A 13,622-nucleotide genomic window follows, 5' to 3' on the forward strand; every position below is an offset into this window, starting at 1 on the left:
AAATTTTCCCTCACACCCTCCTTACTTTGTAAATTCTTATATACACCCGCACAGAAAGGCTAAAAGTTACAACTTTATGAACAACCATTCGTTTTCACAAATCCTCCAAAACTGGTGTGATGTTAATCACATTTTTCGTGCTAATATCTGACTATCATTAAGATTGTTAATACAGACGTAGTGATAACTCGTCTTGGATGGAGGGAGATTTTCATGGCAAGAATTACGAATTGGAATCCCGAGGATGAACAGTTCTGGAAAAAAGAAGGAAAGAAACACGCAACCCGTAATTTATGGATATCAGTACCATCCCTTATGCTCGCATTCATCGTCTGGCAAATCTGGTCAGTTGTGGCTGTCCGGCTGAACGATATCGGTTTTCATTTCACAAACGAACAATTGTTTACACTTGCAGCATTGCCTGGATTAGTGGGTGCAACTTTGCGTTTTATCTATACGTTTGCGGTAGGATCAATTGGAGGAAGAAACTGGACCGTCATCTCAACAGGCGTTCTCGCCATCCCGGCGATTGGTATCGGGTTTGCTGTCCAGAATCCTGAAACACCATACAGCATCATGCTCCTTTTGGCAGCATTATGCGGACTTGGAGGCGGTAGCTTTTCATCCTCAAATGCCAACATTTCATTTTTCTTCCCTAAAAAAGAAAAAGGAACAGCGCTTGGAATTAACGGCGGCCTTGGCAATATGGGGGTATCCGTCGTCCAATTCGTAACACCGCTTATAATCGCCTCCGGTACTTTTGCACTTGTTGGCGACAATCAAGTAATGGCAGATGGTACAAAGGTATATTTACAAAATGCTGCTTTTATCTGGGTCATTCCAATCATTATCATGACAATTGCTGCTTATTTCGGGATGGATAACCTCCCAACGGCGAAGCAATCGGTTCCTGATCAATTTGTTATTGTTAAACGCAAACATACATGGATTATGACTGTCTTGTATGTCGCAACATTTGGTTCATTCATTGGAAATGCCGCAGCGTTCCCGCTGTTGTTGAAATCGCAGTTCCCTGAGCATGTTTCGCTCGCCTTTTTAGGTGCATTGCTTGCGGCATCTGCCCGTCCGGTTGGCGGCTGGATTGCCGACAAGCTAGGTGGCGCGAAAGTGACAGCCTATGTACTGGTTTTTCAGGCACTAGGCTCAGGAGGAGTAATCTATTTCCTTGCAGATAAGCAATTCTCTGGTTTCCTCGCTTCATTCCTGGTGCTATTCCTTGCTTCAGGTATCGGTTCAGGCTCAACATTCCAAATGATTCCTGCCATTTTCATCCCTAAGGAAGCTGCTCCTGTTCTTGGCTTTACCGCTGCATTCGCAGCTTACGGGTCGTTTTTCATTCCAAAATTATTCGGATGGTCAGTTGAAACAACAGGCTCTTATGCAACAGCTTTTTACTTCTTCATCGCGTTCTATGTTGTATCACTTGCCTTGAATTGGTACTATTACCAAAGAAAGAGCGCAGTTGCCGCTCAAAAGGCAGCGTAAGATTGGAAGCCAAAATCCCTTCACCAAATGTGAGGGGGTTTTTTGTATTTAAAAAACCCTATCTTTTTCTATTCCAACCTATATCTGATACTATATTTAGGGTAACGAAATATATACCCGAGAGGTCACGAAAGAAGTGATGAGCTTGAAAGAGCATTCTATGTTAAAACGGAATTTGGCCATCATGTGGTTTTCCAATTTCTTTATTGGCGGGAGCCTGACCATGGTCATGCCTTTCATTTCTCTTTATATTGAGAGCTTCGGAGTTTCTTCCGAGGAATATGTACAGCACTGGTCGGGGATAACTTTCGCGGCCACATTTGTGACTGCATTCTTGTTTTCTCCTGTATTAGGCCGGCTCGGCGACAGGTTTGGGCGAAAAAGAATTCTTTTGATGCTTGGTTTGGGAATGTCTCTTTCCCTCTTTTTAATGGGCATGGTAACCACTGTTTGGCAGCTTCTTGCACTCCGCTTATTCATGGGTTTTTTTGCCGGAAGCATTCCAATCACCCAGGCCTTTATCTCAACACAGACACCAAAGGAAATAGCAGGAAAAGTGTTGGGCACCTTACAAACCGGAAACATCACCGGTACACTGCTCGGCCCCATGATCGGCGGTTTTCTTGCCGACTCTATTGGCTATGCTGATACCTTTAGAGGTACGTCGGCAATCATTCTCATTTCGGTCCTTTTAATTACAATGGTGAAAGAATTCAGGGTTGATATAAAGTTTGATGAAAAAATTAATTATAGCCGCCTTGACGTTGTGCAGCTCATCATAAGGAATCCGGCGCTTACCGCTGTCCTGTTTATTTCAATGCTCATCCAAATTGCCTTATTCAGCATCCAGCCTATTCTTGCCCTTTTTGTCAGTGACATTCACGGGCCCGAAAATCTCGCTTTCTTTTCAGGTCTAGCCTTTTCGGCAGCAGGCTTCGGCAATTTATTTATGGCAAGGAAATGGGGCGAACTAGCCGACAAAATAGGGTATATAAAAATCCTGATCTTTCTTCTGCTCGCCGGAGGAGTCCTGTATATTCCTGGTATGTTTGTAACCGAGGTCTGGCAGCTAATTTTAATCCGCTTTGGCCTAGGTGTTACCATCGGAGGGATTATCCCAGTGAGAATGGCTTATATCCGCCAGGAAGCTCCCGTGTCTATCCAAGGTGAAGTTTTGGGCTATAACCAAAGCCTCCGTTTCCTCGGAAACATTATAGGACCAATTCTGGGCGGCTTCCTTGCGGCTAGCTACGGCTTCCCTTCAGTATTCCTTGTAACAAGCATCCTTCTTCTCCTAAGCGGGTTCACCTTGCTTGTGGTCACAAGAAAAATGCATCACTCAAAAAACGAGGTACATTAATATATTCCCCTGATAAATTTTTCTCGTACAGTTAAAAACTGAACCGGCGGCCATAAGCTTTGGGCCGCCGGTTTTTTCATTACTTCTCAGTTTACCTATAAGACTGGAGGGTAAAATGTCCAAATACATATAATTTGCTCACCAACAGAAAATAGGGACACTAAGTTTGGGAGGGTGCAAGTTTTGGAAGTTAAACCTTTAATTGAAATTGAAAATCTAGCACAGAAAAAACTTAAAATCTATAACCAAAGTATAAATCATTACTTGCTTAGGGCCATGCTCGCCAGCATGTTCATCGGCTTCGGCGTCATCGTTGCGTTTAAAACAGGGAATTACTTCTACATGGAAAACTCTCCACTAACCTATCCGATGGCCGCACTCACATTCGGAGCAGCCATTATCCTGATCGCTTATGGCGGCGGTGATTTATTTACAGGCAACACCTTTTATTATACATATGCCGCCCTTCGCAGAAAGATGGCATGGCTCGATGTCCTTAAGCTATGGGTTACCAGCTATGCCGGGAATATTCTTGGCGCCGCGGCGTTTGCATTTCTTATTTGGTCTACCGGACTTTTTGCCGATTCCTCCGTCAATCAATATTTACTTGACGTTGTTGAGAAAAAAATGCACGTCCCCACAGATGAACTGTTTTTCCGGGGAATTCTTTGTAACTGGCTCGTTTGTCTTGCCTTCTTCATCCCAACCACTTTAAAAGGCGATGGACCCAAATTATTCACAATGATGTTGTTTGTCTTTTGCTTCTTTATTTCTGGATATGAACACAGCATCGCGAATATGTGCACATTTGCAATTGCACTCGTCCTCAATCATCCTGGCACAATTTCATGGGATGGAGTTTTCCATAACCTAATCCCAGTTACAATTGGCAATTTGATTGGCGGTGCCATTTTTATGGCTGCGATGTATTACTATGTAAATAAACCCTTCATCCAAGAATACGAGGAAGAAGAAAAATAGGCAGAGCCACGAGGTCTCTGCCTTTTTTAACACAAGCAGTTTTAGTTATCTGCGAAATCCAGCTCCACCAGGAAAGTTTCCGAGTTTAACCACCGCAAGGACACAATGGAATGCTTCCCAGAATAATCATCGCAGGGACACAAAGGACAGCTCCCGTGAATAATCATCGCAGAGACAGGCGACCTTTGCCTGTCGCGAGGCGGTTTTCGCTTGTCACAAGGCCCCTAAACCTATCCGATAATAATTCGTTCCTTCGCATAATGGAACTTCTCTTTCTTCGGTTTCCCTCTCACAATAAACAAGAACGAAAAGATTCCAATCCTGCCGATAAACATAAGGATCATGATGATCCATTTTCCAGCAGTACTCAGCTCAGGTGTAATACCGAGCGAAAGCCCCGTCGTTCCAAAAGCTGATGACACTTCAAACAATATTTGCTTCAAGGAAAAGGCTGGTTCTATAAAAGAGAGCAATATGACGGACAAGCCGCAAATCAGGAAAGCAGTCATGATAACGATAAATGACTTCACAACGTCTTCTGGCATAACTTCCCGTTTGAACACTTTAATATTCGTTTGCCCTTTTGCATAAGAGATAATTGCCAAAATTGCTATTGCAAAGGTTGTTGTCCGAATCCCCCCGCCAACACTGCTTGGGGATGCCCCAATAAACATAAGCAAACTAAGAAGCAGATGGGTCGGCGAAGAAAATTGATTAATATCAATTGTAGCAAGACCTGCACTCCTGGTTGTTGATGAATGGAAAGCAGAGTAAAAAAACGCCTCATGCCAGGTCATGTCCTTATACAGATGATTGAATTCAAACAAATAAATAAACAAGGTACCGAAAACGAGCAAAGCCGCAAAGGTTGTAACCGCAATTTTTGTAAAAAGGGTAAACCTGAACGGGAACCTGCCTCTATGTCTCAAGTATTCCCTGAATTCAAGCAAAACAGGGAACCCTATCGCCCCGACAACTATCAGAAGCATATTAACTATCTGAACAAAATAATCATTTGCAAAAGGAATCAATGACTGTCCTGTAATATCAAAACCCGCATTTGTCGTCGCACTTACAGACGCAAAGAAACCCTGCCTGAAGGCTTCCTGCCAAGTTGGGAAGTAGTCGAGAAAGTGAACCCCAAGGACTATCGAGCCAATAATTTCGACCGCAAAGAATAAAAGTAGGATTTCACGCATGAGATACACTATTCCAGAAAGCGCGGACTGATTCTGGTCTGCCATGATCAGCATCCGTTCCCTCAAGCCAATTTTTTTACCGAGAATCAGCCAAATAAAGGTTCCGAGCGTCATGACTCCGATTCCGCCAACTTGCAGGATGAGGGCAAGGATAAATGTTCCCGGATAGCTTAATACCTCATGGATTGGAACAGTTGCCAGCCCAGTCACACTGACAGCACTGACTGCTGTAAAAAGAGCATCAATAAAAGAAAGCTCCGCTGAGTCCTTCAAGGTAATCGGCATTAATAGCAAAAAGGTTGAGATAATAATCGCAGTCAAATAATAAAGAACAATAATTTGCACAGATGAAAGTCTGTCGGTTACTTGATCAAATTTTGTTTTCATAAAAACCTCTTGCATGTGACATAGGATTTTTTTTGAAATGAAATGAAATGAAACTTACATTTCCATCTTCAGATGATATCACTATATACCCTTTTTCACAAAAAAACATCACCTCCCCTAAATAGGAGGGTGATGTTGGGTTTAAAATAATTTTTCCCCTGTCATGTCAAGCCACTCAAGCTGCCTTAACCTGATAGTGAACAATGACATAGGGTCATGGAATTTTTCGGGATTCTTCTTCATGTCAGCTGCCAACCCTCTGCTGTCGGCCAATTTATCTTCCGTGTCCGAGAGAGTTTCTGCAAGGACGGTACGCGGGTTCTTAAAGAACAGCGAAATATCATTGCCAATTGCTTTTTCAAACATGTCAAATTGTAAGAAGAACCTGCTATTGACTTGCCTTGCCGCATCGGTATAATCCTCGCCTTCAACAAATGCTTTATAACGGTTATAAAGCATGGCATTATTTTGAGGCAATGCTCCCAACAATTTACCCGCGCCCTTTAAAAGAATTTGCGATGGGGTCCGGCGCAGCAGCACATTTACCTTATCAAGTTGATATCTGGTTCCCATCCTGTCAATATCCCGTTTCCAATCCTCGAGTATCCTGAAATCGCAATCCAGCTTAATCCAATTGTTTCCGTAAAGCGAATTGAAGCTTTCACTCATTTCATCAAAAAATTCCTGAATAACATCCAATTCCCCGCCGATTTCTTCAATCCAGCCAGCTAGCGAGGACCTTAACTTCGGCAAAAGTGTATCATTCAAATAAACATTCAATCTTCTGTTCATTTCATCATTCATCTCAAAATGAACGGTGCGGAAATCACTCGTTTCCTTTAAAAAGTCAGCCGACCCCTTAAGCAGTGCCGGAATGTCAACCAGCGCTTCAGCTTTTGCTTCATCAATGATTTGACGGTAAGATTTCCGGACCTTTTCAATCCTTTCCGCTTCAATGTCATCCAACTGGTTCATTGCTCCTGTCAATTTGGCTGACATTTGCTCCCGATTCTCTATAATCTCCTGTATACCTGTTTCCTGTTCCATTCTTTGTAACAGAAGATGGTCAAGCGTTTTTCTAATCAGAAGCAGCAATTTATCTGTCCGGTTGCCGAGAATGCTTCGTTCCGGAGTTCCTATGACGGCCGCCTTAACTATGCTCTCAAAAAGCCTATCCTTGTTCGGAGCCGGGCCCACTTTAATGACTTCGGATTCCGGAAAGGAGTTTTTCAGCACCATAGCCGCTTGTTCGAACTCATTCGGGTCAGGTTCACCTTGTTGAGTAAGCAAGAAATGGACTGGAAGTCCTGGTGCCTGCTCCCGGATACGAGCAAGCGCAATCCGTTCCGGTGTTGTCAGCAAAGCCGCTGAATCTACCGCAAAGAAAAGGCTATCTGCCAAATGTATATACTCCAAATCCTCGAATCCTACATCCTCACCTGAAAACTCAGGCAGGTCAATAAGTGAAAGCCCAGAATCCCGGAGAAATGGAATCGGCATTGAAAATGTAAATATCCCATTACTTGAATTTTCCTCTTCTACTTCTTCAAGTACATCCCCTTTAACAATTCCCTCATCTGTCACAAGACCAATTGCTGCTTCGTCCTGATAGTGAAAAGCGAATGTCTTGCGGGAGCCACCGGCTTCTTCTGGATATGATTCCCCCAGAATCATACGGAGTGCCCAAGCTTTTCCGCTCCCTTCCATGCCAGCTGTCACGATATGCCTGGTCCTGAAATTAGCAAGCTCCCCTGCAATCCATTCAAGTCTCGGACCAATCTTTAAACCTCGTGATTGTGCCCATGAAGCTATTTCAGAGAGAAGGGCCAGACCTTCAGCAAAATCATTCTCTGTCCGGCTGGAATAAGTCAATGCCTTTTCTGCTGTTTCTATCGAATTCTGTGATATACCCGCTGGGAACTTCCCACTCCAGGCAAGCAGTGCCGAGGCAGCCAGCCCCAGCGTGGTCGGATCTGCTATCGCAAGCCAGTTGCTTAATAGCGGCGGCATGATTGGAGCAAGTGATGAAATTGAATAATTCCCCGAAGTCGTGAAATCGAGATAAGCCTCTTTGTAAAGAATCGATAACTCAGGCCAAATACCAGACGGAACATCTTCTAATTCTCCAAGCAGCTGATCCCAGCCTGTAATCCAGGAAAAATAGCTTTCTCGTCCCTTGTAACTCCTCCAGAGTTCAACCGCAAGCAGACCAAACTGCTTTTGATCAACTTCATAAAGGGTTTTCAAGACATGTTTGAAATAGGATGGTTCCCGGTTTACAGTTACTCCTCGTTCAACATATCCAGTAAGGACACCAGCCCAATCCGCCGACTTAATTCTCACCGTTTCATCAACAGCCAATTCCGTTGCACTATCCCAATCCTCTCTGCCCTCAAAAAACTTTCGTGCCAGGATGGTGGCATCCGGATAATCTGGGTTTTCCTCAATTAATCCCTTAATAGTTTGGGAAGCTGCATCTTCTTTTCCTCTTTCAATGTAAAGCGAGAAAAGCTGGAGCGCCACTTCCGCCCGTAAGGTCCGGTTCTCGGAACTAACCGACTTGTAAAAGTCCTCTGCTTTAGCGAGCTGCCCAAGTTCATAATAAGCATCGCCTGTATTTTTTATAGCCCATTGCCCAAGTGCCCCATCTATACCCTCCCATTTAAAAATGGCAGATTCATAGTCACGGAATGAAAAGTATACTTCCCCCTGAGCAAATCGAATTTCCGGAAGCCCAGCTTCCCCCTTCTGAATTGCGGCGAGAAACGCTTCTGCCAGTACAGCTGCGGGGTAGCCCCCTTCATGCCCTTCCATCAAGCGTTCATAATACATCTTTTCAATCAGCATTTTTTCAAGATTCATAACCGCTGCCCCCTGAATACGTGCGTCGTTTTAGTTTGTTCTGATTACTTATTTAACTATTTTTGTACTCTTCAACCCTATTCTAACAGAGTTCGCAATAGAGTACTCATTTCTGCCTAATAGAAGTACGAAATTAAGTAAGTCTTTCTGCCCGTCCTCAAATGTTAGAAAGAAACTAAACAGCCATCAGTAATCACGGGCGGCCTTTCCAACTTCGAAAAATCCGACTCATTAGCATTGTTAAGGAAACTGATGCAAACCCACTTTCTCTGACTTATGAATGGGCGGATGCCGTGTCAAAAGTGACTTACCAACATAGAGTATAGGGACTTTGCCCATTACAAACAAAGGAGAAATGCCCAATGTATCCATATGGTTACTTTCCACAGCAAATCCAGCAACAACCAGTTTTCGCATCACAACAACCTCAATACCAGTATGACACGTTCATCCAGCAGCCTCAGGAGTTCACAGAATTTGAAATGCAGCAATTTGATCCAGACCGCCAACGTCCGCAAGAGCTTGAGAGAAGGATTACTCAGCTTGAAAGGCGGGCTACACAAATCGAGCGTGAAAATGAGCGCCAATCCAGGGAAATTACCCGGCTGAATAATCAACTCGATCGGACCCAACGCCGCCTTCAGCGCGTAAATCAACGCCTTCGCACCCTTGAAAACAGATTCAACATCCCGTTTGTCCCATTTGATGGAGAATTTTAATATTACCCGGGCCTGAATTATTAGGCCTGGGCATTCAATTTATTTTTCATTTATACCCCAAACCCCACACAATGAAAGTACTATTTTAAAACACCATACTTAATTGCAGCATCAGAATGATATATGTTACTTTCTCCCTAGCGAGGAATACTCGAAGACTCCCAGCAGTACCTGAGAAATAACGGACTCCATATTGTTATCACAGAAGGAAACAGCACTTTTTTACAAGCAACTCCTAACTCACTAGCCATCCAAAAATTCTCGTGCGTTAATGGAGGTAATTTCTAGTTCTGTGAGTGCCATAAGCAGCAATGAGAAACTCTCTTGCTACCAAAAAAGATTATCCCCCTGTATGCCGGGAATAATAGAAGTGGATATTCATTGGAGGAGGTGGAAGGTTGCTTTATCTCGGAAAGGAACATGACCCTAGAAAAAACAGAAAATTAATCTCGGACCTGTCAGCAGGAAGCCCGAATATCTCAGAGGCGGTTGCGCATACCGAAAAACTTTTTGAAAACATGAGTGTGGGCGTCAGGGATATTATTAGACAGAAATCTTTTTCTTCTAGGCTGAAACAATTTTTCAACCGAATGCCTGTCCTTTTTTTCGCAAAGCAAGCTGGCATATCGGATGAATCAACAACTCTGGTCGGACCTGATGGACATGCCTTTCCATCTTGGAAACCAATTCTCGATGAGGAATACACTCACCTGATGTCAGTCATTGATACTGAAGTGAATGTCTCCGACTTCGGCGCTGTCGGGGATGGTGTTACAGATAACACAGAAGCATTTAAAAAGGCCATCGGCAAAGGAAGGGTAATTGTACGGATACCAAAAGGAACATTCGTCACTCAAGAGATTCGCCTTCCATCCTGGACCTGCCTGATTGGCGAAGGAAAAGGCCAAACTATTCTTAAACTCCATGACAAGGCACCAAAATCATCACAGCTAGTTACAAATTCTTCCCATTGGAAAGGAAATCGCAACATCTTCGTTAAAGGCATGAGCCTTGACTGGAATATTGAAAGGCTGGGGAATATCCCTAAAACAGCAGCAGGCAATAATTTTTCCAGCTGTTTGCTCTTTGCGAATGTAACGTTTGGCTGGGTAATGGATGTGGAGGGAATCAACCCTGGACTTCATTGCTTTGATGTATCCTCGACCATTTATAATTATTCCGGTGATGGGTACCGGGCACGAGGAGGAAGCAACTATATCTGGCTGGACGGACTGAACGGATACGGCTTCGGGGATGACGGCGTAACAACCCATCATAGCGATAATATACTAATTTCCAACTGCCATATGTGCGATCCAAGCGGACGCTCGCATAAAAAAGGGTTTTCTAATTCAAATGGATTTGAAGCCGATGACGGATCCAGGAATGTTTGGCTCGTTAACAACTCGTCAACACGCTGCTTTGGCGGGGTTGAAATAAAAGCGCATCATAATTCCTCGGCCGCATCAAACGTCCATATCATCGGCCACTTATCGGTCAACGATAACCGTTCCTTCAATTTTCGCCATATAGGGCACCACAAAAGCACCGATCCAATTTCTAAAACAGCTTTTAATATCCGTGCGACAAACCTTGTATCTATCGCACCAATCCATACCGATTTGTATGTGGGTTCAAAACCGCGGGCACTGGTCGTTTCCGCATACCGGAATGTAGCAATTAATCAGTTTACCGCAATCGGGGACCCGGATTATGACTATGGTGGCGAACCAGTGATGGCGATTCAGTACAGGTCTCGGAATGTTGTACTTGATAATATTTCAGTAAGTAATTTCCGCACTGCCTGTGCAGATGTGAAGGTATTCGGGGGTGACAACTGCGCTGATTCCGTAGCGGTTCGAAACCTAACAGTCAGAGATTCCGCTAAACAAGCTGTCCAGATTGGCAAAGGCGTTAGCCAAGTAAGAATTGGCAGGGTACTTGCGCTCGGAAGCAGCCAATCACATAATGAAAAAAAGGCATAGCTGGTCCGCTCCTGCGCTTTGGGCAAATTGATTTGGACACTTTGGACCCAAGTTATGTTTTTCCGGAACGGCAAGTCTTTAACTTAAGAGGGGTGGATGCAGGCATCCCCCCTCTTCTCCCAACTCTCTTAAATAAATTTATCTTGAAAACTCCATTTTCCCATGAAAACTCGCATTTAAATCCCTAAATACCCCCCCATTTATAGATACCCTTCAGGTATTCTCCTATGGTAGTATAAGGAATACACCAACAAAAGGTATGGAAATTTTTACAGGGGGACCTATGAACAAAAAGTTTTACCTTTCTAGCATTATAGCCATCATCGCCCTAATTATCGGAACAAACTATCTATTTACCCTGTTCGGGGCTTCAAATCAAGTTATGACGCTTAGTCTCGCAAAGGATACTCTATTAACAACAATTATAGGCATTCTTATTTACCTTCTCTTAAAAAAAACAAGAGAACTCAATCGAGCCAGACTAGGGGAACAACAACTTTCCACCCTTATCAACTCGATGGTTGATTTCGTGAATTTCAAGGATGGAAAAGGAAGATGGATTGAAGTTAATGAATATGGACTTGAGTTGTTCCAACTTACCGGAGTAGATTATCGAGGCAAAAAGGATTCAGAACTGGCACCATTTTCGAGGGATTATGGCGATGCACTCCGTTATTGTGAAATTTCGGATGAAGAAGCCTGGACCAATCGGAAGATAACTAGAGTTGAAGAAATCCTTGAAACACCCTCTGGAGTTAAAAGGATATTTGACACCATTAAAATACCCCTGTTTTATCCGGATGGAGAACGTAAAGGACTTGTCATTATCGGCCGTGATATTACTGAAAATAGAATGCTCATTAATTTGCTTGAGGATAGCAGGCAGCAGTATAAATCCTTGTTTGAATATAACCCGGATATCGTTTACATGACTGATTTAACAGGAATGTTTACTAACGTCAATTCACGCTTTAAGGAAGTAACCGGCTATGAACCAGCCGATATTATCGGTAAACGTATTCTAGATTTGATGCCGAATGCGGATAAAAGAATGCTTGGCCGTTATCTTTCAGCGGTCGTGATTCATAAGGAGCCACAAACCATTGAACTCGAAATAACTACGAGTACGGGATCCACCATTATCGTGGAGTGCACCTCGATGCCAATCATCATAAACGGAAACACCACAGGATTAATTGGATATGGCAAAAACGTTACCAAGTTGAGAGAAACCGAGGAGCAGCTCCGGCGCTCCGAAAAGCTTTCCGTTGTCGGAGAAATGTCTGCAAGTGTAGCACATGAAATACGGAATCCGCTGACATCGCTGATTGGGTTTGTACAGCTCTTGCAATCCGAGGATGAAAAGCATCAGTCCTACTATGCAATCATGAAAAACGAACTCAATCGAATCAACTCGATTGTGGGGGAGCTGCTCTTATTAGCAAAGCCACAGGAAATAAAATTCCAGCATTCAAATTTATATCTGATTTTGCACGATGTCATCACATTGCTTGAAACAGAAGCTGCCTTTTATAATGTACAGCTCGAGTACACCATCGGAAGGCAGGAATTATTTCTGGATTGCGAGCGAAACCAGCTTAAACAATTGTTTATCAATGTGATCAAAAACGCAATTGAAGCCTCACATCCAGGCGGAAAAGTAAAAGTGTGGGCAACAAGAACGGGGCACGGAACCGTAACTGTCACCATAACTGATACAGGAATTGGAATCTCCAAGAATAGACTTGAGAAAATAGGCCAGCCGTTCTATTCCTCTAAGGAAAAAGGAACCGGACTTGGCCTAACCGTCAGCTTTAAAATAGTTGAATCACATCGCGGGAAGATGGAATTTTCGAGCGAAATCAACAAAGGGACAAAAGTGCTAATTGAATTACCTATCGAAAAAACCTCCCCTGCAGCATAATCTCCTGCAAGTTTAGCCAAGACGTATTGAGGGACCCGGAACCATACCGGGTCCTTTTACTTTTCTCCAGAATTCTTCTCCAATAGTTCGTCTGCGATCTTTTCGGCAACACGCCGGTACATATTGCTCATATGAACAAGAGACGCAATCAGCAGAACTTTTCGATTGATATCTTCAGAGTTTGTTTCACATTTATCGTTAACAGCAGCATATCGTTTGGCCAATTCACCCATAAAGTCTCCAGTGTTCGTCTCACAAAGGTCGAGGTAGATTGAATAAAAACCGCTTAGATCCAGTTCGCCTCGTACTGCCTGATTATTAATGCCCTCTAACACACCTTTAATATCATTGATTGATAGAGCACCCTTCAGCTGATAAATCATGCTGATCATAACCAGGTGGTCCCTGGTATATTTTTTCTTTTTTACAGGAAAGAACAAATCCCCTTTTGCGTAGTTGTTTATCATAGTCTTAGTCAGGATCTTTTCATCCTCATTCCGCTTTGTATCTGCATATTTGTTTTCAAAGAGCTGAATAACCTGATCCATGTACAAGTCTATTCCCGGCATTTCGTCTAGTCTTAATTGTTTATCTAGTCCAAGCTTGGCCACTAATTCCTCAATTTCTTTCATTGTTACCTCCATCATTAATTTCTTTCATTGTTACCTCCATCATTTAAATGTTTTGCCTATAGTATAC

9 protein-coding genes are annotated in these 13,622 nt (G+C 43.3%); 6 read left to right on the forward strand and 3 right to left on the reverse strand.

What is annotated here, in order from left to right; genetic code table 11:
- Positions 1-213 precede the first annotated feature (213 nt).
- From AM500_RS23755 to AM500_RS23765, 3 genes are all read left to right on the forward strand, one after another.
- Positions 214-1,506 (forward strand): NarK family nitrate/nitrite MFS transporter, encoded by a 1,293-nt coding sequence (locus tag AM500_RS23755; RefSeq protein ID WP_053601431.1) that lies wholly within the window; start codon positions 214-216, stop codon positions 1,504-1,506.
- A 160-nt stretch (positions 1,507-1,666) separates the two neighbouring features.
- A complete protein-coding gene (locus tag AM500_RS23760) occupies positions 1,667-2,866 on the forward strand; it encodes an MFS transporter (protein WP_053601432.1) in 1,200 nt (399 codons plus the stop codon).
- Between the two features lie 183 nt (positions 2,867-3,049).
- Positions 3,050-3,847: a formate/nitrite transporter family protein gene (locus tag AM500_RS23765; protein WP_053601433.1), complete on the forward strand. Its 798-nt coding sequence runs from the start codon at positions 3,050-3,052 to the stop codon at positions 3,845-3,847.
- A 230-nt stretch (positions 3,848-4,077) separates the two neighbouring features.
- Here AM500_RS23765 and AM500_RS23770 read toward each other — a convergent pair whose 3' ends face one another.
- Positions 4,078-5,448, reverse strand: coding sequence for a TrkH family potassium uptake protein (locus tag AM500_RS23770; RefSeq protein WP_082347362.1), 1,371 nt, complete (start codon positions 5,446-5,448; stop codon positions 4,078-4,080).
- Between the two features lie 126 nt (positions 5,449-5,574).
- A complete protein-coding gene (locus AM500_RS23775) occupies positions 5,575-8,295 on the reverse strand; it encodes a tetratricopeptide repeat protein (RefSeq protein WP_053601435.1) in 2,721 nt (906 codons plus the stop codon).
- A 362-nt stretch (positions 8,296-8,657) separates the two neighbouring features.
- On the opposite strand from AM500_RS23775, the gene AM500_RS23780 reads away from it, so the two are divergent.
- The 3 genes from AM500_RS23780 to AM500_RS23790 all read left to right on the forward strand — a co-directional run bounded on the left by AM500_RS23780 (position 8,658) and on the right by AM500_RS23790 (position 12,923).
- A complete protein-coding gene (locus AM500_RS23780) occupies positions 8,658-9,014 on the forward strand; it encodes a hypothetical protein (RefSeq protein ID WP_053601436.1) in 357 nt (118 codons plus the stop codon).
- 398 nt (positions 9,015-9,412) lie between these two features.
- Positions 9,413-10,999 (forward strand): glycosyl hydrolase family 28-related protein, encoded by a 1,587-nt coding sequence (locus AM500_RS23785; RefSeq protein ID WP_053601437.1) that lies wholly within the window; start codon positions 9,413-9,415, stop codon positions 10,997-10,999.
- Positions 11,000-11,282: 283 nt separating this feature from the next.
- A complete protein-coding gene (locus AM500_RS23790) occupies positions 11,283-12,923 on the forward strand; it encodes a PAS domain-containing sensor histidine kinase (RefSeq protein ID WP_053601438.1) in 1,641 nt (546 codons plus the stop codon).
- A 56-nt stretch (positions 12,924-12,979) separates the two neighbouring features.
- Here the strand turns inward: AM500_RS23790 and AM500_RS23795 are convergent, their stop codons facing one another.
- Positions 12,980-13,555, reverse strand: a complete 576-nt coding sequence (locus AM500_RS23795) for a DUF1836 domain-containing protein (RefSeq protein ID WP_053601439.1) — start codon at positions 13,553-13,555, stop codon at positions 12,980-12,982.
- Positions 13,556-13,622: the final 67 nt, after the last annotated feature.

The organism is Bacillus sp. FJAT-18017, from assembly GCF_001278805.1.
Classification (GTDB): Bacteria; Bacillota; Bacilli; order Bacillales; family Cytobacillaceae; genus Bacillus_D.

Bases quoted from the DNA above. Each gene is read 5' to 3' on its own strand.
- AM500_RS23755 (WP_053601431.1), top strand. From the start codon at position 214: ATGGCAAGAATTACGAATTGGAATCCCGAGGATGAACAGTTCTGGAAA.
- AM500_RS23760 (WP_053601432.1), top strand. From the start codon at position 1,667: ATGTTAAAACGGAATTTGGCCATCATGTGGTTTTCCAATTTCTTTATT.
- AM500_RS23770 (WP_082347362.1), bottom strand. From the start codon at position 5,448: ATGCAAGAGGTTTTTATGAAAACAAAATTTGATCAAGTAACCGACAGA.
- AM500_RS23775 (WP_053601435.1), bottom strand. From the start codon at position 8,295: ATGAATCTTGAAAAAATGCTGATTGAAAAGATGTATTATGAACGCTTG.
- AM500_RS23780 (WP_053601436.1), top strand. From the start codon at position 8,658: ATGTATCCATATGGTTACTTTCCACAGCAAATCCAGCAACAACCAGTT.
- AM500_RS23790 (WP_053601438.1), top strand. From the start codon at position 11,283: ATGAACAAAAAGTTTTACCTTTCTAGCATTATAGCCATCATCGCCCTA.
- AM500_RS23795 (WP_053601439.1), bottom strand. From the start codon at position 13,555: ATGAAAGAAATTGAGGAATTAGTGGCCAAGCTTGGACTAGATAAACAA.